Source organism: Shewanella glacialimarina (genome assembly GCF_020511155.1).
Classification (GTDB): Bacteria; Pseudomonadota; Gammaproteobacteria; order Enterobacterales; family Shewanellaceae; genus Shewanella; species Shewanella glacialimarina.
Genome location: NZ_CP041216.1, coordinates 3,067,493 through 3,094,159 on the forward strand (window position 1 = coordinate 3,067,493; position 26,667 = coordinate 3,094,159).

Genomic DNA, 26,667 nt, shown 5'->3' on the forward strand with positions numbered 1-26,667 from the left:
CTTTGTGTCGCTCTGTTATCGAAAACTAATCGATTAAGAGCCTGAACGGTAGTTCGGTGCTTCTTTAGTAATGGTCACATCATGAACATGTGATTCACCCATGCCAGCTGAAGTCACTCTAACAAACTGCGCTTTTTCATTTAAATCTTTAATGGTCGCACAACCTGTTAGGCCCATACATGAACGTAAGCCACCCATATGTTGATGGATAATTTCTTTCAGCTTACCTTTATAAGGTACGCGGCCTTCAACACCTTCAGGAACTAGCTTGTCTGCAGCGTTGTCACTTTGGAAATAACGGTCTGATGAGCCTTGAGTCTGACCCATTGCGCCAAGTGAGCCCATACCACGATATGACTTATAAGCACGGCCTTGGTAAAGCTCGGTTTCACCCGGAGCTTCATCAGTACCAGCAAACATCGAACCCGCCATAATACATGATGCGCCGGCTGCTAAAGCTTTGGCTAAGTCACCAGAGAAACGAATACCACCATCTGCGATAACCGGAATACCCAATGCAAGCACAGCTTCGGCCGCATCAGATACAGCAGTAATTTGTGGTACGCCGACGCCAGTTACAATACGCGTAGTACAAATTGAGCCAGGGCCTATACCGACTTTCACTGCGTTTACGCCAGCTTCAACTAACGCTAAAGCGCCTGAAGCCGTTGCCACGTTGCCGCCAACAATTTGTAAATCAGGGTATTTAGCGCGGGTGTCACGAATGCGTTGTAATACGCCTTCTGAATGTCCATGTGATGAGTCAATCAATAACACATCAACACCAGCTTTTACGAGGGCATCAACACGTTCTTCATTGCCAGGACCAGCACCAACCGCAGCACCGACACGTAAACGACCTAATTCGTCTTTACATGCGTTCGGCTTACGCTCAGCTTTTTCGAAATCTTTAACTGTGATTAGGCCTTTAAGTTTAAAGTTACCATCAACCACAAGGACTTTTTCTATACGATGAGAGTGCATTAATTTTTGCACTTCATCTAACTTAGTGCCTTCAGCGACAGTCACCAAGCGATCTTTTGGCGTCATCATATCGGCAACAGTTTTACTCCAGTCGGTTACAAAACGCACGTCACGGCCGGTAATAATACCCACAAGTTCATGGGCATCATTCACCACTGGGTAACCGGCAAAACCATTGCGCTCTGTTAACTCACGTAAATCGGTCAAGGTTGTTGCTGGGGTTACGGTAACCGGGTCTTGAACGATACCAGCCTCATAACTTTTAACTTTACGAACTTCTTCGGCTTGTTGCTCAATACTCATATTTTTATGAATAAAACCTAAACCGCCCTCTTGCGCCATAGCGATAGCAAGACGAGATTCAGTCACGGTGTCCATAGCAGCAGACACAAGTGGAATGTTTAGTTCGATTTTATTGGTTAAACGAGTTTTAAGCACAGCGGTATTAGGGAGTACGGTCGAGTGGGCAGGAACCAACAACACATCATCAAAGGTTAGTGCATCTTTCAGTAAACGTAGCATGGCAACATCTCCCTAGTAAGTAGGATTTGAGGTGAAATATTGCGGCGAGATTATACCTTGCAAATTGCAGTTGGTAAATGGAAAATAGCTTTTTATTGCCCTTAGAATAAGAACAGTCATGAGTGCCACAAAAAACAATGTTTATACCGTCTCTAAATTAAACGGCGAAGTCAGGCAAATTCTTGAAGGTCAATTGGGTAAAATTTGGCTTAATGGCGAGATTTCAAACTTCTCATCGCCCTCTTCTGGTCATTGGTATCTGACGCTTAAGGACAATTTTTCTCAAATTCGTTGTGCGATGTTTAAAGGCCGTAATCAAGCCGTGCGTTTTCGCCCTGTTAACGGTCAACAAGTATTAGTCAAAGGCGCGATAAGCGTTTATGAGCCTCGTGGAGATTATCAATTATTAATTGAATCTATGTTGCCTGCAGGTGATGGTTTATTAGCGCAAGAATATGAAGCGCTAAAAATGAAACTTGCAGCTGAAGGGCTATTTGCCGCAGAAACTAAACGCCCACTGCCCGATAACATCCAACGTATTGGCGTAATAACCTCTGCAACGGGCGCAGCACTTCGCGATGTACTGCATGTACTTGCGAGGCGAGATCCCTCTATTGAAGTTATTGTTTATCCGACACAAGTACAAGGCGGCCCGGCAAGTCAGTTAATTTGTAATGCGATTCAAACAGCCAATCGGCGCCTTGAAGTGGATGTATTACTATTGACCCGCGGTGGTGGCTCGTTAGAAGACCTGTGGTGCTTTAATAGTGAATTACTTGCCCATGCAATTTATAACAGTTCAATCCCTGTAATCAGCGCTGTAGGCCATGAGATAGACACCACCATCAGTGACTATGTTGCCGATGTACGCGCGCCAACGCCTTCAGCAGGCGCAGAGCTTCTATCAAAAGACAAAGGTAATAAAGCCGAAAAGCTGGCTTTGATGTTGTCGCGTTTACGTCAAAGTATTCGCCATTACCAGTTACATCAATCAAGTCGGTTAAATCAATTACAACATCAACTGCAACGTCATGATCCCGCAAGACGCTTACAGCAATTTGAACAACGTTTTGATGAAATGCAAATGCGTTTACAAAATGCCTTACAACATCGTTTAAACCGTTTGGCGATGCAACAACAGCAATTACACAGCAGGCTACAACAATGCTCACCTGTGAATAGTTTAAAAGTTGAAGCTAATCGCTTACAGTTTTTAGAGACGCGCTTTAATGACGCAGCCAAACAGTATTTTAACCATGCCGAGTTACGCCTCAAACAAGCGGTGCACCACTTAGAGACTGTTAGCCCATTATCAACTTTAACCAGGGGATATTCGATAACCAAACACAACGATCATGTGTTAACTGATGCCACCAAGGTGAACTCAGGTGACCGGCTTACAACCCAGTTGAAAAACGGGCAAGTGATATCAAAAGTAATTTGAGTGTCATTATTGCTAAACTAATAGAAAAATATTATTTACAGATGCTAACTGCAATAAAAAACCACCGCAAGGTGGCTTTTTATGAGTTGTATTTGTATAAAAATTGGCTAACGATAAGCTAAGTCTTTATTACTTACCCATAGGGGTAAGCACAATTTCTACACGACGGTTTTGCGCACGACCTTGCTCAGAAGCATTGCTGGCTATAGGGCTTGATTCGCCCATACCTGTAGAAGATACACGTGAGCCACTGACTTTTTGGCTAGTAATATATTGAGCAACTTCGCTGGCTCGCACTTGCGATAAACGTAAGTTATAAGAATCAGAACCTGAACTGTCGGTATAGCCAATGACATTTAAGCGGGTGTCATCATATTCTTTGGCAACTAATACCACACTGTTTAATACTGATTTAGCGCGCGTGCTCAGTACAGTTTGATCAACCGCAAACGTCACATCATTAGGCATATTAAGGATAATATTATCACCATTACGGGTGACACTTACGCCAGTCGATTTTAACTGCTTGCGTAATTCAGCTTCTTGCACGTCCATGTAATAGCCAATACCACCACCTAACGCAGCACCCGATGCGGCGCCAATAGCTGCACCTTTAGCACGATCTTTTTTACTTGATGATGCCACGCCAATAACGGCTCCACCTATTGCACCAATAATGGCACCGTTAGTTGCTTTGCTGTTTTCAGCTTCACCTGTATAGGGATTAGGTAGTTGGCAACCCGATAATAAAAGCGCACCTGATGTGAATACAACTTTAACAACATTGCTCATTACTTTATGACTCATTATTTACTCTCTTTTTAAAACATTTAGCGGCTATTAACACCACTTTTTTAACATCACCTGTAAACTTAGTACGTGGCAATGTTCGAAATGAAGGTGATTGTAACGATTACTCGCTTCTTTACTATCTTTATTACTTATGATTTTTTAGATACATCACCTGTCTGCTGAATAAGCCTGCAAATAGTAGTAATAATACTCCCCATGACAGACTTCCCCCCTCAACTATCACCACTTCTTCAACGATGACTTCTTGATAAATTACATCACGATCACTGCTTTCTAATGCCAAGGCATATAACCCATCAGATTGATCTGCACTTAAGGTTGCAACCACATCGGTATAACCGTACTCATATAAATCGATTAGCACATCGTAATAATCAGTTTTATACCCTTGGCTCAATGTGGTCAGCACTTCAAAATCATCATCTTCTGATTCACCATAAATGGTAAATACATCGGTGGTATAATAATACTCCCAAGGCCCTCCGTTACGGCTTAAATACATTTCGGCATACACATTGGCCGGTTCATTAAGGGTATAACCATACACGTCAGCATCGAATGTCACGCTAAAGGTTTGGTAGAATCCGTCTTGATCAATATCGTCAAACAAGCGGCTATGGGCTTGATAGACAGAGAAATCGCGATAACCAACATAGGTTTGCTGTTGCTGCTGAGCCTGTAATTGAGTTACCTGAGTCAGTTTAGTTGCATTCTTAGTTAGGGCGGGCTTTTGCTCAGATAACTTCAGCTCAGGTAGCGCGATTGTTCCTTGTTGATATGCTGCAATACGTGCATCACGGTCTATCAATAATGGTTTACTTACACTTTGGTTGTTATTGAGTCGCTTTGCGCTTTGCTTAAGCTTTTCAATTTGATTTTTTCTGTCTTCATTAACAAAAGTCGCAGCTTGATTGTTAACCACTTGACCTTCACTTACGGCATGCGGCGTAGATATATTATTATCGGCGATAACCGATGACGATGCGCATAAACTGCCCATAATCATGCTACCAATAAGAACACCCTTTACTTGTGTCGCTAATCTTGAGTAATTCGACTGCATAATAATTCCTTAATGACTTCTCGCTTAAGTGCATTAAAGACTATTCAAAATGAATCGAAGCTGAACGAATAGAAAAATTTTATATTCAGTCTGTATTCATTTTCATTATTCGATAATCAATCTTATAGTTTGTTAACTGTTTCTAAACTGAAGAGGATCTTTTACACTGATGATTGATTTTGCAGAAAATGACTCACCATTATTGTGATCGCAGTGAATACTTCAACCGCGTACTAATTTGGCTAAATGGAATAACACATGAATCTGGCTCCCTTAAAAAGCGTAATGATATTGGTATCCCTGCTGTGTAGCTTGCTATGCATTAGCTTGCCAATTTCCGCTCAAATATCGTCAGTTGTGCTTAACCTTGCCGTGTTGCAGCAACCCGGACCACAAAATAATAAGCAGCAAAATTTAGTGATAAGAAGCCCTCAACAAGCCTCAAGTCGTGCTCAAAGCCAATTTGGTGGCAAAGTATTGCGGGTACAGTCAAGCCAAGTGAATGGCAACCCAGAGTATAGTGTTAAATTACTCAGCAATGATGGCGTAGTGTTTTATGCTAGCGTAAATGCCGTTACCGGCGCGGTGTCGAGGAATTAATAATGCGCATATTATTAGTTGAAGATGACTTAAGCTTACAAGCCAATCTAGTCCAGCATTTACAACAGGCAAATTACAGTGTTGATGTTGCATCTGATGGTGAGGACGGCTTATTTCAAGCCCAAGAAACTCTATTTGATGCGGCGATTATCGATGTCGGCTTACCTAAAATTGACGGCATTAGCTTAATTGAACAATTACGTCAGCAAGGGGTCAGCTACCCTATTTTAATTTTAACGGCTAGAGATGGTTGGCAAGACAAAGTAAAAGGTTTAGATGCTGGCGCTGATGACTACTTAACCAAGCCTTTTCAAGTAGAAGAATTATCCGCTCGTTTAAATGCACTGATTCGTCGCTCTGCAGGGCAAGCCAGCCCTGTTATCAATAACGGCCCTTTGCAATTAAATACCCGAACATTAGCGTTAAGCCTTCTGCAACAGCCAATCACCCTAAGCAGTTCTGAATTTAAACTGTTTGAATATTTGATGTTGCATCAAGGTGAAGTCATTTCAAAATCGACCTTAATTGAACATATTTACGACCAAGACTTTGATTTAGATTCTAATGTTATTGAAGTATTTATTCGCAGGCTTAGAAAAAAACTCGACCCCGACAATCAATATCAATTGATTGAAACCTTGCGTGGCCAAGGTTATCGCCTGCGTTCTTTGCAAGATTAATCACCATGACAACAACTAGGCATTGGCGACATTCACTCAAAGCCCGCTTTGTATTAAGCGGCTTATTATTGATAGTGGTGTTATTGCCAGCAATTGGTTTTACGGTCAATAAAGCCTTCGAGAGACAAATCGCCTTATCGATAGAAAACCAGCTAAATGCTTATATGTACAGTGTGTTGGCGGTCACAGAAGTAGACAATGGCGACGTTAACATGCCTCCCCATTTGGTCGAAAATCAATTCAATGTTATTGGCTCAGGCTTATATGCGTTGGTCAGTAATGAGCAACATAAAGTGGTATGGTCTTCAGGATCTTTTTTCGGCCTTAAAACACCAACGCTACAACAACCACCGGTAGGTGAAAGCCAGTTTTACCGGATTAAAATAGATAAAACTAAACATGTTGTGTTTAGTTTTACCGTTAGCTTTGCCCTTAACAAGCAACTTATTCCCATAACAATCCACATCATTAAAGATGAATCAGATTATCAATTACAGGCGCGTGAGTTTAATCGTACTCTGTGGAGTTGGATTGGTATATTGATGCTAGTTTTAGTGGCAATTCAAGCTATTTGGCTGGCATGGACACTTAAGCCTTTACGCCAGTTCAGCGATGAAATAACCCTGGTTGAACAAGGTAAACTGACTGAACTTAATCAACAATATCCCAATGAATTAAGCATTTTAGCAAAGCAGCTCAATGTATTACTGCATACTGAACAGCAACAACGTAAACGCTATCGTAATGCCTTATCAGATTTAGCCCACAGCTTAAAAACTCCATTAGCTGTGATTAAATCTCAACCTGAACTAAATCAAGATAGCCATGAGCAGCTTGATCATATCAATCATATTATTGGTTACCAGCTGAAAAAAGCCCAAAGCGTCGCTGCAAATGCCTGGCACTTAGGGGTTAATGTCGACGACACCGCAACAAAGTTAGTCCGTACCTTAAGTAAAATTTATCATGACAGTCACAAGGATATTGATTACCAGTTCTCGCAACATAATGACCAAGCTGCGATTTTCAAAGGCGACAGTACAGACTTAAGTGAAATGATAGGAAACTTACTTGATAACGCCTGTAAAGCAGCAAAATATCAAGTATTACTAACTGTTGAAACCACCATAGATTCCTTACATATCATTGTAGAGGATGATGGACCAGGACTGACTGAAGTACAGCAAACCTTAATATTTGAACGCGGAGCGCGTGCTGATACTTATCAGCAAGGTCACGGTATTGGGCTGGCGATAGTGAGTGACTTAGTAAATAGCTATCAAGGAAAACTGAATGTCGGTAAATCAAACGATTTAGGCGGCGCAAAATTTAGCCTAACATTTACATTATAAAATTCTGCTTTCAGCTTATGTTCATTTTCAGTTTTGTATTATCACCCTAACTTAGCCAGAGTGTTGGAGATAATATGAAATGGACTAACTCACTACCGTCACTATTTATACGCATATTTGCGATGATGTCATTTGTCATTATTGCCATGACATTGTTTAGTGCCCACGCTGCTCAATCAACATCTGAGCAAAGACAACAAGGTATCGCTGAAGAGACTATTTCAGAAGCTGAACTTGCGCAAATACTCGCCCCTATCGCGTTATACCCTGATAGTCTATTAACTCACATTCTGATTGCCACTACCTATCCATTAGAGCTAGTCCAGGCTAATCGCTGGGTGAAAAAACAAAAAAATGTCGATGTCAGCACCAGAATGCAGTTAGCTGAAGGTCAGTCATGGGACCCTAGTGTTATCGCATTAACCGCTTTTCCTAGCGTATTGGAAAAGCTAAATGACGACCTTGATTGGGTTCAAAACCTAGGCGATGCCTTCTTGCAAGATGAAGAAGCCGTATTAGCCATGGTGCAAACCTTGCGCCGCCAGGCGGATGACGCTAATAGCTTTGATAACATGGACAATATGCGAGTCACCAAAGTAGAGAAACAGATCATTATTGAGCCTGCTCAGCCAGAAGTGATTTATGTGCCTTACTACGACACTCGAGTGGTTTATGGTAACTGGTATTGGCACGCTTATCCGCCAGTATATTGGTATACCCGACCAGTCTATGCATACCACAGACCCATTTATTGGGGACCAAGCGTCTATGTTAATTTTAACTACTTCTTTGGCTCTGTACATTGGTCTCAACGTCGAGTGGTTGTGATTAATCACCGTCATAGCAATTACTATCAACCTTCACGTAAAATTGCCTACAGCAGTGGTGCGAAGCGCTGGAAGCATCAACCTACCCATCGCCATGGGGTAGCCTATCGCAGCAGCTCGGTGAGTAAACGTTATGATTCACCTCAGCGTTATCAACAACACCAACAGGCGAGAAGCATGCGTAATAACACGCAGCAAGCACAAAGCAGAACACTGAACAAAGAGCCACGTTTACATAACAGTCAAGCGGCTTATAAAGTGGATAATTCACCGCAGCATAGAGTGAATCAATCATTACAGCTAGCGGGCAAAGAACGCCAAAATTATTCAAATAATAAAATGACTCGAGATGACGCATTCACCGGTAATCGCTCGGGCAATATCGAAGAGCCCCAATTAAAGAATAGAGAATTGAATAATAAACAGTTGAACAATAAACAGCTGAATACTAAACCCAATATTACTCCTGGCCAACACGACCGAGTCAGTCGCGAACTGCAGCGCCAAAAGGAACCTGCACAATATAAAAACAATGATAGAAACACCAGAACGACTACACAAGTTACGCGTACACAAACCAATAACGCTGACAAACAGCCAGCTAAAGCGTCGAGGGAGCTGAATAATACCAGAGAGCTGTCGCGTCAAAAACCGAGTAATCAGAGCTTTAAAAACAAATATCAAGTAAGCCGAGCCATCAGGTAGCACCGCCGACAGCAAGACAAGAGATTAACAGGCAGGCCAGTAGTAATAGGCAAGCAAATAGCAGTAGGCAGTCATCGGCGAGAACTGCGCCACAGAGACAACCTAGCCATAATACTAGTGGTTCAAAATCGCGTGGAATCGAGCGTTGATAATAATAGTTAAGTGCAAAAAAGCTAACACGATTGTGTTAGCTTTTTTTGATCATTAATTTGGCCCATAATTAGCAGACTTTACTAACCCGTTATAGTTCAGCTTGAGCGCTAGGCTAATATTAACATCATAGCGCCATCGTCGTGGTGACAATAAAAAAGCGAATTAAAACGGATGATCAACCATTATCCACACATTAGTGCCTTCATCCGATTTTGCTAAGTCAGTGCGGATAACTAATCCAGCCATCATGGCTCGAATTGATACCCCATAGTCATATTTTATATCGCTTAATAATTCACTCGCCTTATACGACTCTGCCACTCGCCCAGCTTCAACAAAACCCACTAACTGAAACCAATCTAAGTGCAAAAAGCGTAACCAACGGATATCTTCGATTGGGTTGGCCTTCAAGGTATAACGATACTCAGCAGTGCCATAAATAACCGCTTTATCATGAAAACGATTTTGATCGTAGCCGCGCATACGATAAAAACCACCTAAAGTAGCCCCTTCATTATAGGGGGCGTTATTTGTGACTCGGCGATCATTATTGTCATCATATTCTAACTCCCAAGACGGCGAGTAACCGGTCCAGAAATTCAAAGCAATGACCCTTTGGCTAGCATATTTAGAAGGGCCCAAAGAGAAGTACTTGCTAACATCTATATTGATAAAAGACCACTGGTTATCTGATTCTAGCCATCCTGCATCATGGGAAATAGATAAATATTGGCTGCTACCGTAAGACGGGTTGATCGGAAAATCTGTATTGTCGTATAAAATGCCTAACTCGATAGCATGGACAGCCCCATCGAGTTTGTCATTTGTAAATTCAAAACTCTGGTAGCGATTAAATTGCCTAAGCACTAATACCGAAGCACCACTAGAAAATGGGTTCCATTCATCGCCACCACTGGGCGCTGAAACTAATAAACCATTTTTAATCTCATAATTGACCAGTCCGTCAGTTTCAGTGGCCCCCCAAGGTAGAGCGTATTCTAATTTAATATCAAACCAATTTGATGAGCCATTAGCCTCTAAATATTGCTCCGCAGAAGAATCATTACTACCTGAAAGTGGAATATGTTCAGCAATAAAGCTTTCTCTCGTATCGGCATAAGCGCGCTGCAATGGATAATAGCCGATCATGCCGTAGACACTTAAAAAAAAGCGATCGGTTTTAGGTAACATAAAGTTCCATACTCCGCCACCAACTCCGCTACTGACATCACCGGTAAAACCGGTTAACCCGAGCGACATTTGGTCTTGATAGTAACCACTGAACATCGCGCCCACACCAAAATTAACTCCCATGGTGTCAGTGCTAAAAACATAAGGTAAAATGAGTTGTTCTCTCACTTTTGCACTATTTTCTATTCGATTCACTGAAGATTTAACATTCGCAGCGGGCGCGGCATGAATGACCCCTGGACAGAGAAAAGCCAAAACGATTAATACTCGGTATTGTCTGTTCATTAATACCTCTAGTGACTAAATATATAGAGACTTGAAAAAATTACGTAAAATATTTAAACCCACAAAAGTATATAAAATATATTAACTATCCTCGAATCATTATACCGTTGCAATAGCTGATAGCTTGTTTGTATATAAACTTCATTAAGCTTTACCCAATAAGCAGACCTGTAAATAGGTATGTCAAAGAAACAAAAAAGCCTGAACAAGTCAGGCTTTTTATGAATCACAATCTTATTTGCGATCACGAATATGGCTAGTAGCACGTTTGCGACGACGCTCTTGGCTTAAAGTTAACTTCTCGCCACGGCCTTCAAACGGGTTAGCACCTTCATGGAAACGTAATTGAATTGGCGTACCAACCACCTTCAATGAACGGCGGAAATAATTCATCATATAACGCTTATACGAATCGGGTAACTTAGTTACCTGGTTACCGTGTATCACCACGATTGGCGGATTATAACCACCAGCATGGGCATACTTAAGCTTAACTCGGCGACCATTCACCAATGGTGGCTGGTGATCATCTTGAGACATTTGCATAACACGAGTCAACATTGAAGTACTCACACGACGTGTCGCACTATCATAAGCTTCTTCAATAGATTCATACAAATGGCCTACACCGGTACCATGAAGTGCAGAAATAAAGTGAATACGAGCAAAGTCGATAAAGCCTAAGCGGCGGTCTAATTCGCTTTTTACGCGGTCTTTAATGTTTTGATCAATACCGTCCCATTTATTTACCGCGATAACTAATGCGCGGCCAGCATTTAGGGTAAAACCTAACAAACCTAAATCTTGCTCGGCAATACCTTCATGGGCGTCAATAACAAGTAATACAACGTTACAGTCTTCAACGGCTTTGAGAGTCTTAATAACAGAGAATTTTTCAATGACCTCATGTACTTTACTGCGGCGACGCACACCCGCTGTATCGATAAGGACATACTCACGACCTTCACGTTCCATCGGAATATAAATACTGTCACGGGTGGTACCAGGCTCATCATAAACAACAACCCTTTCTTCACCTAAAATACGGTTAATAAGCGTTGACTTACCGACATTGGGTTTACCAATAATCGCTAATTTTATCGGTAAGCTTTGTAAACGGGCCTGTTCTGCTTCGGCTTCTTCTTCAGTATATTCACGCTCTACAACATCACCAGTATCCTCTTCGATACGGACAATGCCCATAGCTTCAGCATAAGGTGTTAAAGCGTAATCAATCATGTTGGTAACGCCACGGCCTTGAGCCGCAGCCATTTGATACACTTGACCTAAGCCAAGCGACCAAAACTCAGCACACTCAGAGTCACCATCAATACCATCGACTTTATTAGCCACAACAAAGGTGACTTTATCGCGACTACGTAGATGTTGAGCGATAGCTAAATCAGCAGCCGTTAAGCCTGCTCTTGCATCGGTCATAAACAAAACAACATCAGCTTCTTCAATAGCAGCTAATGACTGCTCTGCCATTTTAGTTTCGATCCCCTCTTCTGAGCCATCAATACCACCGGTATCAACCACAATGAATTCATAGCCAGCTAAAAACGCTCGGCCGTATTTACGGTCACGAGTTAAGCCAGGAAAGTCGGCGACTAATGCATCACGGGTACGTGTTAGACGATTAAATAACGTCGATTTTCCGACATTGGGTCGCCCAACAAGGGCCACTACAGGGATCATGATTTTGCCTCTAAAATACTTCTCAATAAAAAGCCCCCGGAAAGCTTCCAGGGGCTCTAATAGAGTATATTATACTCTATTGTCTAAAAATTGCTGCTGCGAAATTATTCGTCAGCGGCAACTTCTTCGTTTGTTGCAACACTGCCGTCACCGTTTAGGGTTACAACAGCTAATGTACCATTGCGAGTTTGTAGATAAATTTTATCATCTACAACCAAAGGTTGGCCATATAAGCCATCGCTATCAACTTCTACTCGGCCAACTATCGCACCGTCTTCACGATTTAATACATGAAGATAACCTTCAAAATCACCTACAATTAAGAACTGCCCAATAATCGCTGGTGAAGTAAGCTCACGATTTTTAAGGGTTGAATTACTCCACAACTCTAGGCCATTGCGGCGATCAACCGAGTAAATTCGGCTACGATCATCCACTAAGTATAAACTTAAACCAGCTTCTGCAAGTTCATTAAAACTTGAATACTTACGTGACCAAACCACTCGACCTGTGCGTAACTCCATTGACACTAAGTTACCGTTATAGCTAATGGCGTATAAATTGTCCCCTAAAATCAATGGCGTCATATCCACATCAGCCATGCGGGTAAATTCATTACCGCCAGTTGGGGTAAAAATAGCTTGCTCCCAAGCAATTTGGCCACTGTTTTTAACTACTACAGCAATTTTACCATCAGCAGTACCAATAAAAAATCCACCAGCTTCATATGCCGCCGACCCTGTACCACGCAGGGTTAGATTTGGAAGCTGCATGTCATAGCTCCATAACCTTTCGCCACTGTCAATATTAAATGCTTCAAAGGCACCTTTACTACTGTGAACAGTTACGACATCTTCGGCAACAGTGGGTGCTGATAATAATTCACCGTTGGCTTGCGCAGACCAAACGACATCACCCGTTGCTTCATCTAATGCGACTAACATACCGGTTTCACCGCCCACAAAAACTTTGTTACGTGCAGTGGTAATACCGGCAGCTAAACGTATACCTTTGGTTTTGATATTCAGTTTTTCTTCAAACTCGCTAGAAAAATCCTTTTCCCATACTAATTCTAAGGTTTGTTGATCATAAGCACTCACATTGCCGTTGCGATCTGCTACAAAAATTTTGCCATAACGTATTGCAGGACGAAGTTGTGAGTAATAATCACCTACGCCATCACCAATACTGGTACTCCAACTCACTTCAGGGAATACACTTGCTTGAATTTCGACTAGCTCACTAACCGGCTCTTCTTCAACATCGTTTGAAGAACACCCAGAAATAAGGGCCATACCTAACCCAACGGCAAGGAAATTTTTACACCATAACTTCATTGGGTAATTCCTTATGCTTTGTTTAGGTTATCTAACTTCATTGTCAATGCTGGATTAGTTAACGCACCGCCATTATCAATTGCTGTTTGATATGCCTGTTTTGCACTGTCTACATCGCCTTGACGAATCAAAAAATCACCTTTTAATTCTTCACGTTGCGATTTGAACGCATCATCAGTGACAGCGTCCAATGTTTTTAATGCCGTGCCTACATTGTCTTGCTCAGCTTGTAAACGTGCTAAACGGATCATAGCCACCATATCAATACCAGAGCCTGGCTTAGCTATAATAATGCGCTTGTATGCTTCTTCAGCTTTAACTAAGTCACCTGATTCAACTGCAGCTTTTGCTGTCATTAGCTCAAGCAAAGCTTGATAACCTTTTTGGTCATGAGCTTTAACAAAGCTTTCTGCACCTTCAATAAATAATGTCGGGTTAGCCGCATTAACAACCAATTTATCAAAAGATTCAGAGGCTTCTTCAGATGCGGTCACTTTCATTTCAGAATAAGTGTTCCAACCATATAAACCGCCTAAACCGACTACCGCGCCGACTATAATAGATACGCCATAATCTTTACCAAACTGCTTGATAGCATCTACTTGTTGTTCTTCTGTGCTATAAATTTCCACGCGCACTTCCCCTTTCTAAATCAGTTCTGCAATTTTAGCTACCAGCTCACTGCGGGTAACTAATTGTTGTTCGTTATTGTTTCTTAACGGCTTAATAGCCACTTGATTATTGGTGATTTCATTCTCACCAATAATTAACGCAAATTGTGCACCGCTTTTATCAGCACGCTTCATCTGCTTTTTAAAATTACCACCGCCACAATGACTCATGACTTTAAGGCTTGGTAGCCCCTGACGCAACTCTTGCGCGACTTTAATGGCTTCAACAAGACAATTATCGCCCATTGCCGTGACATAAATATCAACTTCTGGAGCAATATCATCATTAAGCTCTAAGGTTTCAAGCAGCAATACAATGCGCTCTAATCCCATAGCAAAACCCACTGCTGGAGTATCTTTTCCACCTAATTGGCCAACTAAGCCGTCGTAACGACCACCGGCCAATACAGTACCTTGCGAGCCTAAACTGCTAGTTACCCATTCAAATACTGTACGGTTGTAGTAATCTAATCCACGCACTAAACGCGGATTAATGGTGTATTGGATGCCCACAGCGTCTAAGAGTTCACATAATGTTGAAAAATGTGTTTTCGAGTCTTCACCCAAATAATCCATTAACGCTGGCGCATCGGACAATAAAGCCTGCACTTGCTGGTCTTTAGAATCGAGAACCCGTAGTGGATTAGTATACATGCGACGCTTGCTGTCTTCATCAAGCACATCTTTGTGTTGTTCTAGAAACGCAATTAATGCATCACGATAAGCGGCGCGCTCTGCGGGATCACCTAAGGTATTTAATTCTAATGACACGTGATCTTCAATGCCTAACTGCTGCCATAATCGCGCTGAAAGCATCAAGACTTCTGCATCAATATCGGCACTGCCAATACCGTAAATTTCAACACCAAACTGATGAAATTGACGATAACGCCCTTTTTGAGGACGTTCATGGCGGAACATAGGCCCCATGTACCATAAGCGTTGCTCTTGGTTATAGAGTAAACCGTGTTCATTACCTGCACGCACTGTTGATGCAGTACCTTCAGGTCGAAGCGTTAAACTGTCACCGTTACGATCTTCAAAGGTGTACATCTCTTTTTCAACAATATCGGTGACTTCACCAATAGAACGTTTGAAAAGTTCGGTACTTTCTACAATTGGAGTTCGAATTTCGCTATAACCAAAAGCACTGACTGAAGAGCGAATAATCGACTCAACTTTTTGCCAAACTGGACTTTGGGTGGGTAGAAGATCATTCATACCACGAATTGCTTGGATTTGTTTTGCCACAGGTAACTCGTCCATTCTGTTGCTAAGCCAACTGCATCTCAGTTAGCTGATAGAAAATCACCAATACTTGCAACCCCAGGAGAACCTGAGGTCAAGCATCGGCACAAAATTATTCGGTTTTATCGCTGATAGCAATTCGATTAGCCATTAAACGAGCTTTTGCACGAATTTTGGCTTCTAGCCCATCAACGATATTGTTATTGTCAAAACGCTCTTTTTGACGTTCACCATCATCATAGTAACCACTTTTATTACTGCCACCCGTTAGGCCAATATGAGAAACCAAGGCTTCACCTGGGCCATTGACAACACAACCAATAATAGACACATCCATGGCAGTGGTGACATCTTCTAGACGACGTTCTAATTCATTTACCGTTGCTATCACATCAAACTCTTGACGAGAACAAGATGGACAAGCAATAAAGTTGATACCACGACTACGAATACGCAGTGACTTTAATATATCGAATCCGACTTTGATTTCTTCAATTGGATCTGCGGCTAACGAAATACGTATTGTATCGCCAATACCTTCGGCGAGTAACATGCCTAACCCCACTGCAGATTTAACCGAACCAGAACGTAAACCGCCCGCTTCAGTGATCCCTAGGTGCAATGGTTGTCTAATTTGCTTAGCCAGTAAACGGTAAGACTCGACCGCGAGAAATACATCGGAGGCTTTTACGCTTACTTTAAATTGATCAAAGTTAAGACGGTCTAAAATATCTACATGACGCATAGCTGATTCAACTAGCGCTTGAGGTGTGGGCTCACGGTATTTATCCATGAGATCTTTTTCTAATGAGCCACCATTAACACCAATACGTATCGGAATATTTTTATCGCGCGCGCATTCTACCACACTGCGGATACGGGCTTCATTACCTATATTACCAGGGTTTATGCGTAAACAATCTGCGCCGTATTCAGCCACTTTTAATGCAATACGATAATCAAAATGAATATCGGCAACCAAGGGTACATTCACTTGCTGCTTAATGAGTTTAAATGCTTCTGCTGAATCCATAGTCGGTACTGAAACACGTACAATGTCAGCACCCACTTTTTCAAGGGCAAGAATTTGCGCAACTGTGGCGGCTACATCATCGGTTTTAGTATTGGTCATCGACTGCACAGCAATGGGTGCGCCGTCACCAATTGGGACGTTTCCAACATAAATGCGTGTTGAAGGTCTGCGGATAATTGGAGATTCGTTATACATGCAATATTGCTCTACTAATTTTTGTCAATTTGGTTTCATCAATTTGGCTATTCAATCAGCGCAAAAAATTGATTTATCAGAATGTATTAAGCAATTGAGTTAGCATAACAAGAGCAAACCCAAACTATGACTAAGGCTTAGTTAACGTTAATCGAGCCACACGGCCGTTAGTATACTCAGATAAATCAACATTTTTGCCATCAACGGCTAACATCACCGACTGAGGGGCACCTAAAATCATCTTGAAAGGTGCTTCACCTGTAACCTCAACTGTGTGTCCCGCTTTTTTAACGCCATCAACCAACACTTTACCGGTGACATCGACAAGGTTTACCCAGCAATCGGCTGTCACATCCATAGTTACAACTGAGGCACTAGCGCTAGAAGCAGTATTATTTACAGGTGATGTAGAAGCTGCTGGAGTGATATCAGACTGTTGAGTCGCGCTTAGGTTATCGCGATTAGCAGAACTATTGTTATTAGAAGGATTACTATTGTTAACAAGGTTACCAACTGGATTCACTCCACCTGCACCTTGACTAGTTTCAGCATCATTTTGAATTAATTCATTCTCTGTAGCACCGACTTGCTCAGATTGCGGAATAGTAGATTCAATTGCCTCCGCTGAACCAGTCGCGGCATCTCTTTGAGTCGGCACTAACACCCCAGATTGAGTATTGGCAGTTTCAGCTTGTATTTCTTCAACTGTTGGTAAAGCGAAGTTAGACTCAGTTAATACATCTGATTTCTGTACCCACCATAACACCAACATAGCTAGCAAAATAATCACAATCGCATAGGTGACCAAGTTTACTCGGCTATCCCTAGCTTGACGGGTTGTTTTACGCGAGAAACTTTGCATTGTTGGCGGGGCATATTCAGGTATTTGTTGATCAAGACATTGCTTTATTGCGGCAATATCGGCGTCAACAAAACGCGCGTAGTTCTTGATATAACCACGAGCATAAGTATTAGATGAAATATTAGTAAAATTATCAGCTTCGATATCATTCAGAATTCTGGGACGCAAATGCAGCTGCAATGCTACCGCCTCAACAGTAACACCTTTTTTCTCACGCGCTGCTTTAAGTATTGCCCCGACGGTGGCAATGTCATTTAATACTGCTGCTACTTCAGTAGTTTCGTCTAATTGTTCTTTTATCATTTAAGCAAGTTTGCTCTATATTCTTTGGCTTGAGAAGATGTTGGAAATTTGGCTATCAAGGTAATACCAAATCGTTTCATGGCGTTAATGTCGCCAATTTCCTGTTCTATTTTTATCCCTAACGCTAAGCTTTCTGCAGTTTCATTCGCAACCTGATGATATCTTGATAAAATATTGCGAGCGTCTGCATAGTCGGCATCATCCATGGCCAACTCTGTCAATCCAATTAATGTGTTGCCTCGACGCGGATCGTATTTTAACGCCATCTTAAAATACTGTCGCGCTTTTTCTGGTTCACCGTTATTACGGCTGCACACACCTAAATTTTCATAACTTGATGCGACTCGTGTATATTTGGGTGTTTCTATCGCTTCTAATAGCATGGTTTCAGCGCGAGCATATTTTTTCTGCTGGCATAAAAACACACCAAAATTATTTTTAGCATCACCAGATGCATCACTGGCTTTAATTGCATCACCGTAGGCGTCTTCTGTGCGTGTTAAATCTCCCACAGTTTGATAATAATAAGCCATAGCAACATGAACTTCACTTATTTGTGGTGCAAATTCAATCGCTTTATCTAAATTATATTTAGCTTGCTCACCATTACCACGACGCAAATACGTGAGCCCTAATTGCATACGTTCACGCGCTGCTGCAACTTTATCAATATCTCGCTCTGCAACAGGTATGTCTGTACCTGTATAAGTTCGTTCGGTAACACAGCCACTTAAAGATGCACCTAATAAACCCACTATTGCAATGTACTGTATTCCTTGTTTCATTTTATGGCCTATTTATTGTGCAAAACAAAGAGTTAATCCATTGTGACTGAAATCTGGTTTTGTTGCATTTGTTTTTTTGCTAAACGTTTGGTGCGGTCACGGATATCACCAGCAAGTTGACCACATGCTGCATCAATATCATCACCACGGGTTTTACGTACAATCACAGTCAAACCGTACTCCACAAGGACTTTAGAGAAACGATCAATACGTGAATTAGAAGAACGTCCATAAGGCGAACCAGGGTAAGGATTAAATGGAATTAAATTTATCTTACAAGGGGTGTCTTTCATTAGTTTGGCTAATTCGTGCGCTTGATCTGTGCTGTCGTTAATATGATCGAGCATGACATATTCAACAGTAACTCGGCCACGATTAGCATTAGACTTAGCTAAATAACGACGAATGCCGGCTAAGAACTCTTGTAATGGATATTTTTTGTTAACTGGAACAAGCACATCACGTAGCTCGTCATTAGGCGCATGAATGCTAACGGCTAACGCCACATCGATTAAATCACCTAGTTTATCAAGTGCAGGGACAACTCCCGATGTTGATAGAGTCACTCGACGCTTAGAAAGGCTAAAACCAAAATCATCTAACATAATGTCCATGGCAGGGATAACGTTAGCAAGGTTTAATAACGGCTCGCCCATTCCCATCATCACTACGTTAGAAATAGGACGGTCGCCGGTATCCTTATGAAAACCTAAAAATTGCGATACGCGCCAAACTTGACCTACAATTTCAGACACGGTTAAGTTACGGTTAAAGCCTTGCTGCCCCGTAGAACAGAAAGTACATTCAAGTGCACAACCTACTTGAGATGACACACATAAGGTTGCACGTCCTTCTTCAGGTATATAAACGGTTTCAACTTCTTGACCTTGACCGACGTCAATAGCGAATTTAATTGTGCCATCATTTGATTTTTGAAAACTGGCAATTTCAGGTGCAACAATTTCACATCTCGCAGCAAGTTTACCCCGCAACACTTTGTTTATATTGTTCATTTCTTCGAAGTCGCTAACACCAAAGTGATAAATCCACTTCATTAATTGATCGGCACGGAACGGTTTTTCACCCATTTCGCTGAACAATGCTCGCAGTCCTTTACGATCAAGATTTAATAAATTGATTTTCTTTTCACTCATTAGCCTAACCTCAAACACCTAAAACCTGTAACAGGGCGGCGAATTATACAGGCCACGACTTGTTTTAGCCAGTATATCTGGATTTAACAACATGAATATATGATAATAGCCCTTGGCAATATTGCCTGCTATTAGGAAGTTTTCACCACATATATGTTAACTCTGTTTTTTATTGTATTTATCGCTATTACGATTTCGTTTTTTTGTAGTGTTTTTGAAGCGGTTCTTTTATCTGTAACCCCCAGTTACATTGCCAACTTAAGAGAAACCAACCCTAAAATTGCCGCTTTGCTTGATAAGCAAAAAAAGAATGTCGAATCACCTCTCGTGTCAATTTTAACCTTAAATACCATCTCTCATACTGCTGGTGCAGCGGTTGCAGGAGCTCAAGCCTCTGTGGTATTTGGCAGTGAAATGCTTGGGGTATTCTCTGCAGTATTAACATTTTTAATTCTATTCTTATCAGAAATCATTCCTAAAACATTAGGCGCGAACCATTGGCGTAAACTAGCGCCAACAGTGTCAGTGTGTTTATTTTGGATGGAAAAATTAACCCTTCCGCTTATTTGGATGTCACAAAAAGTGACCAGTCTTCTAGGCAAAGGCGAACAAGGCCAATATATTCGTCAAGAACTCAGCGCTATGACCAAAATGGGCAAAGACAATGGAGAGTTGGGTGAGCAAGAATCACAAATATTAATGCAAATGTTGTCAGTAAAAGACATGAGTGTTGCTAATATAATGACACCTAGAACGGTAATTTTTAAACTGCCCACTCACATTAGCCATTCAAAATTTATTGACCAACACTTAACCAGCCCCTTCACTCGTATTCCTTTATATGAAGGTGACCGTGATAATGTGATTGGTTATGTTAATCGTAATGATATTTTGCTCTCGGTCCGCCAGACACCAGAAATGCCAATTGGCGATCTGCTAAAAAGCTTACTGGTTATTCCTGCATCCGCAAAAGTACTGCCACTGTTTCAAATGATGATAAAACGTAATGCAAAAATGGCATTAGTGGTTGATGAGTATGGTTCAAGTGAAGGCATTGTCACTATTGAAGATATTATCGAAACGTTAATTGGTTTAGAAATTGTCGACTCCAAGGATTTAGCGCCAGACATGCAAGCATTAGCGCGAAAGCTATGGTTACGTCGAATTGAAAGTAAAGGCATAGTGCTATCAAATGATGGCGAAACCCATTAATTCATAATCAAATAAGATTCAGATAGCGTATAGGCTAAACTGAATCATAAAGCTAAGTTTATCCTTGCTTAACGGTATCACAGCTAAAGTATCCCTAAGATGATACCGTTGAGTGAGGTAAATTAGTACCTGCTGATCTAAAAATGCTAGCATAAGGGCAATCAGCTGAGGAAAAAAATGTCAAAATCTTACCGTTTATCCATTGCCCACATTAATGATACCCACTCTAACTTTGAGCCAAGCCAGGTCAAGTTTACCCTGCAACATCAACAGCAAGCTTACAGCCTAAAAGTCGATACAGGCGGATATGCTCGTCTGGGATATCGCATTGAACAAGCGCGCCAGCAAGCACATGCTAAACAACAGCCGTTCTTATTTCTTCACGGTGGCGACAGCTTCCAAGGCACACTGTATTTTCGTGAATTTCAAGGTTCAGCAAACGCCCATTTACTCAATTTACTTAAACCCGATGCTATGGTCCTTGGTAATCATGAAATCGATGCAGGTAACAGTCCGGTAAAAGCCTTTTTAAATCGCATCGAATTTCCGTTAATGGCCGGTAATATGGACTTAAGCCAAGAAGAAACCCAAAAAGAAGGTATATTGCGTGATCACCCTCAATTATTAGATTACGACGTTGAGCAAGGCATTGCTAAAACCTTAATCAAGCCTTTTTATGATACGCAAATGGCCATTGTTGGTATTACGTTAGATCAAATGCCGCTGATTGCCAGACCTGATCCTGACACCTTGTTTGTCAACGCCATTGAAACCACTAAACGTACCGTAGATTCATTACATCAACAAGGGATAAAACATATCCTAGTATTAAGCCACTTAGGGTTAGATCAAGACCGAGAACTTGCCAGCAAAGTCGATGGGATCAGCCTAATTATTGGCGGTCATTCACATACCCTACAAGGTGACTTTAGCGCTGTTGGTATGTCTCACCTTCCCTACGGCGAAACCGTTAATAACACTCCTATTTTTCACGCGGGAAAGTATGCCGAAACCATAGGTCTACTTGAGCTATGTTTGGATAAAGAAGGCAAAGTGTGTCAATTTACTGGTGATAACTACTTTATGCTAGGTAACACGGTGGAAGTGAGTCAAACATCTGATGAGGTGGTACCGGACACACTACAACACACACTCATCAATACTCTTCGCCAGCATCCGAACATGCTTAACGCTTCACAAGATAATGCCATTGATGAGGTGATTCAATCACAGTATCGTCCTGCTTTAGTGGCATTAGAAAGTCAAATATTGGCCCATATTCCAAAAGACTTTATTCATACTCGCCTGCCCAGTAAACATTTTCCCCACGGCAGTGAAATTGCGCCTTGGGTCAGTAGAAGCATGTTTAAAGCCACCCAATTAGTTGAGCCTAAATTGGATTTCGCACTCCACAATGCCGGTGGAGTAAGGCAATCACTCAGTAAAGGGCAGCTTTCCGTAGCCGATGTATTTGGCCGTATATTACCTTTTGAATTACCCTTGGTGACCTATCAAATTAAGGGAGAATACATTATTGAGGTGCTAGAATCGACCATTAATGCCGCCACCAATAACGGTGTAATAGGCACAGGTGCAGGCAGTTTTCCATACCCATATGGGATCCGTTATAGCTATGATGGGACCCAACCTTTAGGCGCCAGAATTACCCTTATTGAAGTGTATCGAGACGAGCAATGGGTGCTATTACAGCCTAATGAGCTTTATATCGGGGTATCCAGTTCTTACACAGCGACTGGACGTGAGGGATATGGTGCACTTTTAAAAGCCCTGTGGCAGCAACCGGTAGAAAGTAAAAACCTACCTGAAGCATTTATTGACTTTGTTTGCCAGTATGGTTACAAAATAGGTCAGCAACAAATTGTTAACATTAATTACATTAGCCATAGATAATTTCTGGCTTGGATCACAGACGGTAACTGACTTGCGTGTTTTAATGACGCCAATACTAAAAACAATTAAGGAACATTAATGAAAACTACATTACTTAAAGCACTCGCCACTACAATGCTTGTCTTAGGTGTCTCATCAGCCTGGGCTCAAGGTGTTGTCCATCAGGGCGAAGTTATTGATACTATGAATGGCGGTGGTTATACCTATGTTCAAGTTAAAGAAGCCGACAAAACTTATTGGGCTGCGGGCCCTCAAGTTGAAATTGTTAAAGGCGACAATGTTGAAATGTCTGAACAAATGTGGATGAGCGACTTTAAAAGCGCAAGCCTGGACCGTACCTTTGATGAAATTATGTTTGTCGGTCATATTATTAAAAAGTAACCATCGATTTACGGCTGATACTGCAAAAAATTTATACTTTAATAATCGGTTAACCCTAGCTAAGTTAACTTAAACTGAGTTGACCGATTTTTTATAACCCTTCCGATAAAATACCATGACCCAACTAAACATCGTTAGTTTTCTACCTAGCCACGCTGCTGATATCAGCCATATTTATCATCAGTCAGTGCAAGCCATTAACCATCCTAGGTATAATGATGCCAAAAAAAATGCTTGGTCTGCAGCGCCTCGCTCAACCAAGTATTGGCATCAGCAATATAAACTTAGCAAAGCTTGGGTAATTGAAGATGAATTCAAAAACGTATTAGGATTTATTGGTCTTGAAACAGCATACCGAAGCCGAGGATATATCGATTGTCTTTATGTGCACCCAAGCTACCAACACCAGGGTTTAGCCACTCAGCTGCTTCAACACGCGCAGCAATGGGCGACTGCGCAACACTATAACCAACTCAGTGTTGATGCATCATATCTATCTAAACCCCTATTTGAGAAAAATGGCTTTGTGTTAGTTAAATCAAATTTACGGGTAAAGAAAAATCAAACTTTAGCGACGTTTAACTTAATCAAATCGTTGTGAGCTTTTATTTAAAAGTGGTTGTAGCATGCCTTCAAGCCCATTCAACTTCACCTCGTACATTAATGCTAGCTGCTGACCTAACTTGCCTTCAGGAAATCCTTTGGCGTGAAACCAGACTAAATAGGGTTCGGGTAATTCTAATAACTTTCGCCCGGCATATTTACCAAAAGGCATCGTCTGGTTAATCGCTTCCAATAGCTGCTGCTCATTCATATGTCTGCTTTGCCTCGATATAAAACAATTATTTATATTATTTTGAAATAATAAAACAAAAATTAGTTACATTTGATTATATTAAAACAATCATTCTATTCAAGCACCTTAATTTATTAAAATCGTTTTTTAAAATATCCGCTTCAAGCGGCTCATTTCATTAACCTTTTGGCAACATTGACACTGCCTATCCATCAGGGTCAATTTTTTGTCTAACAACAGAATAGCGTCAACAAAAAATCATCTAGACAGTTTATAAAAAGTGTCAAAAATCAGCTAATTGACGGGCTATACCACACAAGATTAAAGTAAGGATATATCACTCAATGATGAGGGGCAGGTAAAATGATTATTCTAGTTGGTGGCGAAAAAGGCGGTAGTGGTAAAAGCTGTCTAGCCCAAAATATCGCTGTATTTCTTACCAAAGAAACAAAAGCCAGTGTCATTATGGTCGATTGCGACCCACAGCGAACAACATCAGATTGGATCCAAGCGCGTAACAATAATCCACAACTACCGCCGATTAACTGTGTGCAACTTTATGGAAAAATCCGTAATGATTTATTAAGTCTAGAGCAGCATTATGACTATGTTCTGGTTGATTGCGGCGGTCAAGACAACCTTGCCCTTAGAGCAACAATGTCAGTGGCATCACATGTACTGATGCCACTTAGGCCAAAACGACGTGATCTTAAAACCGTCAGCCACATGGATGATATTGTGTCTACTTGTATGATGATAAATCCTAAAATGCGCGCCGCCTTTGTGATCACTCAATGCCCTAATTTACCTAATCAAGCTGGGCGAATTTTAGAAGCAAAAGATGTCTGTCGTACCTATGATATTGACGTATTAGAGGCAATTAATTACTGCCGTAACATTTATGATGACAGCGAAGAATCGGGTTTATCGGTTATTGAAATAGAACCTAATGGTAAAGCGGCTGAAGAAATGCGCGCAATAGCATGTGAGTTACTGCAAGCTGAAAATGCTAAGCAAATAATGGAACAGCGGTTATCACCACGAAATGTCACTTCACTGAGGGGGAATTATGGCACTGGCCGATCTCAAGAAAAACGCCTCGTCATGTAAATCGAGTTTTAAGAGGCAGATGTCTGTTGAAGAGTTTATCGACACTGCCAGCTTATATGCACTAGGGCAAACCCATGAGTTTGCTCGGCCCAGCAACGTTGTCGACTTTTTACAATGTCGTGATAACAAACGCGCAATAGCGTCTATTAATGTAAAAGCGGAATCAGTAACCCAGGTCAGTAAACAGCCTTTTAGACGTGCCACATTTACCTTAAGTGAACAGGCAATTAATCAATTGGCGCAGTTTAGCCAGGCGAGTCAATTAGCTAAATCAAAATTAATCAGGCATTTGATCGCAGAACACAACCTGTTATCTGATGAAGATAAACAACAGCTTTATCAAAAGTTTGAATTAGAAACTCAACTTAAATCTATTCCTACATAGTCATAAAAGTAGTATTGCTCTATCCCCAACCTTTTTACTGGCAGCATTAATTGTATGCCAGTTTTTTTTATCTGCTTGAAAATTGATTAACATTACCCCATCTCTTGTTTATCACCTAAATTAGAGCGTGCTCATGATTGCCATTATAATTGTCTCCATTATTGCTACTGTAGCAATAGGTTGGATAACCAGCGCCTCATTTAGACGAGAACGTCATCGCCAAAATGTTTGCCAGCAAGCTTTCCCTAAATCCTGGCGTATTATATTACGTCATCGATTTCCGTATTTTAAAAGCATGCCAACTGATTTACAGCTACAGCTTAAGAAACATATTCAAATTTTTATAGATGAAAAACAATTTATTGGCTGTGACGGACTGATGATTACCGATGAGATGAAAGTCACGGTTGCTGCGCAAGCTTGTTTACTGCTGCTTAATCGTAAAACGGACTACTACCCTAACCTCAAGCAGATTTTAATTTACCCACACGCATTTATCGTAGAACAACAAAAAGTCGATTTTGCTGGTGTTACTTCACAGCATAGAAGTGTTCTATTAGGTGAATCATGGGGAAATGGTAAAGTTATTCTGTCATGGCAAAACACGTTAAATGGCGCAGCAGACCCTTTTGACGGTGAAAATGTGGTTATCCATGAATTTGCTCATCAACTCGATCAAGAAAATGGTCCTGCAAATGGCGCGCCTGCATTAAGACAAATTAAAGATTATGCCCATTGGTCATCCACGCTAGGTAAAGAATTTAATCAGTTACAGTATTGCGCGTCACAGCAAATACCGTCATTATTCAATTACTATGGTGCGACTAATCCAGCAGAGTTTTTTGCGGTGATAAGCGAAACCTTTTTTGAAAAACCAAAACAGTTCTTTCAACAACATCCTAAACTGTATAACGAGTTAAGTCAGTTTTATCAATTAGACCCAATACATTGGCACTAAAAGTATCAT

General features: G+C 41.2%; 25 protein-coding genes. 12 read left to right on the forward strand and 13 right to left on the reverse strand.

What is annotated here, in order from left to right; genetic code table 11:
• Window positions 1-33: 33 nt before the first annotated feature.
• Window positions 34-1,506: an IMP dehydrogenase gene (guaB, locus tag FJ709_RS13370; RefSeq protein WP_226410523.1), complete on the reverse strand. Its 1,473-nt coding sequence runs from the start codon at window positions 1,504-1,506 to the stop codon at window positions 34-36.
• A 118-nt stretch (window positions 1,507-1,624) separates the two neighbouring features.
• Here guaB and xseA point away from each other — a divergent pair, with 118 nt between their 5' ends.
• Entirely contained in the window at window positions 1,625-2,950 is a 1,326-nt protein-coding gene (xseA, locus tag FJ709_RS13375; protein WP_226410524.1) for an exodeoxyribonuclease VII large subunit, read from the forward strand.
• 129 nt (window positions 2,951-3,079) lie between these two features.
• On the opposite strand, the gene FJ709_RS13380 is transcribed toward xseA, so the two are convergent.
• Together FJ709_RS13380 and FJ709_RS13385 are read right to left on the reverse strand one after the other, a co-directional pair.
• The gene (locus tag FJ709_RS13380) at window positions 3,080-3,757 is read right to left on the reverse strand and encodes an OmpA family protein (protein WP_226410525.1); all 678 of its coding nucleotides are present in this window, start codon (window positions 3,755-3,757) and stop codon (window positions 3,080-3,082) included.
• A gap of 130 nt (window positions 3,758-3,887) precedes the next feature.
• Complete coding sequence (locus tag FJ709_RS13385) at window positions 3,888-4,826, reverse strand: choice-of-anchor H family protein (RefSeq protein ID WP_226410526.1); 939 nt, start codon at window positions 4,824-4,826, stop codon at window positions 3,888-3,890.
• 258 nt (window positions 4,827-5,084) lie between these two features.
• Between FJ709_RS13385 and FJ709_RS13390 the strand changes: the two genes are divergently transcribed.
• The 4 genes from FJ709_RS13390 (at window position 5,085) to FJ709_RS13405 (ending at window position 8,990) form a co-directional block, all read left to right on the forward strand.
• On the forward strand, window positions 5,085-5,426 hold the full coding sequence (locus FJ709_RS13390) for a PepSY domain-containing protein (RefSeq protein ID WP_226410527.1): 342 nt from the start codon (window positions 5,085-5,087) through the stop codon (window positions 5,424-5,426).
• Between the two features lie 2 nt (window positions 5,427-5,428).
• Complete coding sequence (locus FJ709_RS13395) at window positions 5,429-6,106, forward strand: response regulator transcription factor (protein WP_226410528.1); 678 nt, start codon at window positions 5,429-5,431, stop codon at window positions 6,104-6,106.
• Window positions 6,107-6,111: 5 nt separating this feature from the next.
• Entirely contained in the window at window positions 6,112-7,458 is a 1,347-nt protein-coding gene (locus tag FJ709_RS13400) for an ATP-binding protein (RefSeq protein ID WP_226410529.1), read from the forward strand.
• Between the two features lie 74 nt (window positions 7,459-7,532).
• Window positions 7,533-8,990, forward strand: coding sequence for a DUF3300 domain-containing protein (locus FJ709_RS13405; protein ID WP_226410530.1), 1,458 nt, complete (start codon window positions 7,533-7,535; stop codon window positions 8,988-8,990).
• A gap of 315 nt (window positions 8,991-9,305) precedes the next feature.
• Here the strand turns inward: FJ709_RS13405 and FJ709_RS13410 are convergent, their stop codons facing one another.
• From FJ709_RS13410 to FJ709_RS13450, 9 genes are all read right to left on the reverse strand, one after another.
• Entirely contained in the window at window positions 9,306-10,619 is a 1,314-nt protein-coding gene (locus FJ709_RS13410) for a BamA/TamA family outer membrane protein (RefSeq protein WP_226410531.1), read from the reverse strand.
• A gap of 234 nt (window positions 10,620-10,853) precedes the next feature.
• On the reverse strand, window positions 10,854-12,317 hold the full coding sequence (gene der / locus FJ709_RS13415) for a ribosome biogenesis GTPase Der (RefSeq protein ID WP_226410532.1): 1,464 nt from the start codon (window positions 12,315-12,317) through the stop codon (window positions 10,854-10,856).
• Window positions 12,318-12,421: 104 nt separating this feature from the next.
• A complete protein-coding gene (gene bamB / locus FJ709_RS13420) occupies window positions 12,422-13,654 on the reverse strand; it encodes an outer membrane protein assembly factor BamB (RefSeq protein WP_226410533.1) in 1,233 nt (410 codons plus the stop codon).
• Between the two features lie 11 nt (window positions 13,655-13,665).
• Window positions 13,666-14,286, reverse strand: coding sequence for a tetratricopeptide repeat protein (locus tag FJ709_RS13425; protein WP_226410534.1), 621 nt, complete (start codon window positions 14,284-14,286; stop codon window positions 13,666-13,668).
• 15 nt (window positions 14,287-14,301) lie between these two features.
• Window positions 14,302-15,576: a histidine--tRNA ligase gene (gene hisS / locus FJ709_RS13430; RefSeq protein WP_226410535.1), complete on the reverse strand. Its 1,275-nt coding sequence runs from the start codon at window positions 15,574-15,576 to the stop codon at window positions 14,302-14,304.
• 109 nt (window positions 15,577-15,685) lie between these two features.
• Window positions 15,686-16,801, reverse strand: a complete 1,116-nt coding sequence (gene ispG / locus FJ709_RS13435) for a flavodoxin-dependent (E)-4-hydroxy-3-methylbut-2-enyl-diphosphate synthase (protein WP_226410536.1) — start codon at window positions 16,799-16,801, stop codon at window positions 15,686-15,688.
• A gap of 130 nt (window positions 16,802-16,931) precedes the next feature.
• Window positions 16,932-17,966 (reverse strand): RodZ domain-containing protein, encoded by a 1,035-nt coding sequence (locus FJ709_RS13440; RefSeq protein ID WP_226410537.1) that lies wholly within the window; start codon window positions 17,964-17,966, stop codon window positions 16,932-16,934.
• Entirely contained in the window at window positions 17,963-18,751 is a 789-nt protein-coding gene (pilW, locus tag FJ709_RS13445; protein WP_226410538.1) for a type IV pilus biogenesis/stability protein PilW, read from the reverse strand. Before pilW ends, FJ709_RS13440 begins: the two co-directional genes overlap by 4 nt.
• 32 nt (window positions 18,752-18,783) lie before the next feature.
• The gene (locus FJ709_RS13450; protein ID WP_226410539.1) at window positions 18,784-19,905 is read right to left on the reverse strand and encodes a bifunctional tRNA (adenosine(37)-C2)-methyltransferase TrmG/ribosomal RNA large subunit methyltransferase RlmN; all 1,122 of its coding nucleotides are present in this window, start codon (window positions 19,903-19,905) and stop codon (window positions 18,784-18,786) included.
• A gap of 153 nt (window positions 19,906-20,058) precedes the next feature.
• Here FJ709_RS13450 and FJ709_RS13455 point away from each other — a divergent pair, with 153 nt between their 5' ends.
• From FJ709_RS13455 to FJ709_RS13470, 4 genes are all read left to right on the forward strand, one after another.
• A complete protein-coding gene (locus FJ709_RS13455) occupies window positions 20,059-21,117 on the forward strand; it encodes a CNNM domain-containing protein (RefSeq protein ID WP_226410540.1) in 1,059 nt (352 codons plus the stop codon).
• Window positions 21,118-21,294: 177 nt separating this feature from the next.
• Complete coding sequence (locus tag FJ709_RS13460) at window positions 21,295-23,028, forward strand: bifunctional metallophosphatase/5'-nucleotidase (RefSeq protein WP_226410541.1); 1,734 nt, start codon at window positions 21,295-21,297, stop codon at window positions 23,026-23,028.
• A gap of 78 nt (window positions 23,029-23,106) precedes the next feature.
• A complete protein-coding gene (locus tag FJ709_RS13465; protein ID WP_226410542.1) occupies window positions 23,107-23,409 on the forward strand; it encodes an NrfJ in 303 nt (100 codons plus the stop codon).
• A gap of 115 nt (window positions 23,410-23,524) precedes the next feature.
• Entirely contained in the window at window positions 23,525-24,010 is a 486-nt protein-coding gene (locus FJ709_RS13470) for a GNAT family N-acetyltransferase (RefSeq protein ID WP_226410543.1), read from the forward strand.
• On the opposite strand, the gene FJ709_RS13475 is transcribed toward FJ709_RS13470, so the two are convergent.
• The gene (locus FJ709_RS13475) at window positions 23,993-24,223 is read right to left on the reverse strand and encodes a DUF3820 family protein (RefSeq protein ID WP_226410544.1); all 231 of its coding nucleotides are present in this window, start codon (window positions 24,221-24,223) and stop codon (window positions 23,993-23,995) included. The genes FJ709_RS13470 and FJ709_RS13475 overlap by 18 nt on opposite strands.
• Window positions 24,224-24,568: 345 nt before the next feature.
• Between FJ709_RS13475 and FJ709_RS13480 the strand changes: the two genes are divergently transcribed.
• The 3 genes from FJ709_RS13480 (at window position 24,569) to FJ709_RS13490 (ending at window position 26,658) form a co-directional block, all read left to right on the forward strand.
• Window positions 24,569-25,315 carry an AAA family ATPase gene (locus FJ709_RS13480; RefSeq protein WP_226410545.1) on the forward strand — a complete coding sequence of 249 codons (747 nt, stop codon included), beginning with the start codon at window positions 24,569-24,571 and terminating at the stop codon, window positions 25,313-25,315.
• A 19-nt stretch (window positions 25,316-25,334) separates the two neighbouring features.
• A complete protein-coding gene (locus FJ709_RS13485; RefSeq protein ID WP_226410546.1) occupies window positions 25,335-25,700 on the forward strand; it encodes a CopG family transcriptional regulator in 366 nt (121 codons plus the stop codon).
• Between the two features lie 133 nt (window positions 25,701-25,833).
• A complete protein-coding gene (locus FJ709_RS13490) occupies window positions 25,834-26,658 on the forward strand; it encodes a M90 family metallopeptidase (protein WP_226410547.1) in 825 nt (274 codons plus the stop codon).
• The last annotated feature ends 9 nt before the right edge of the window (window positions 26,659-26,667 follow it).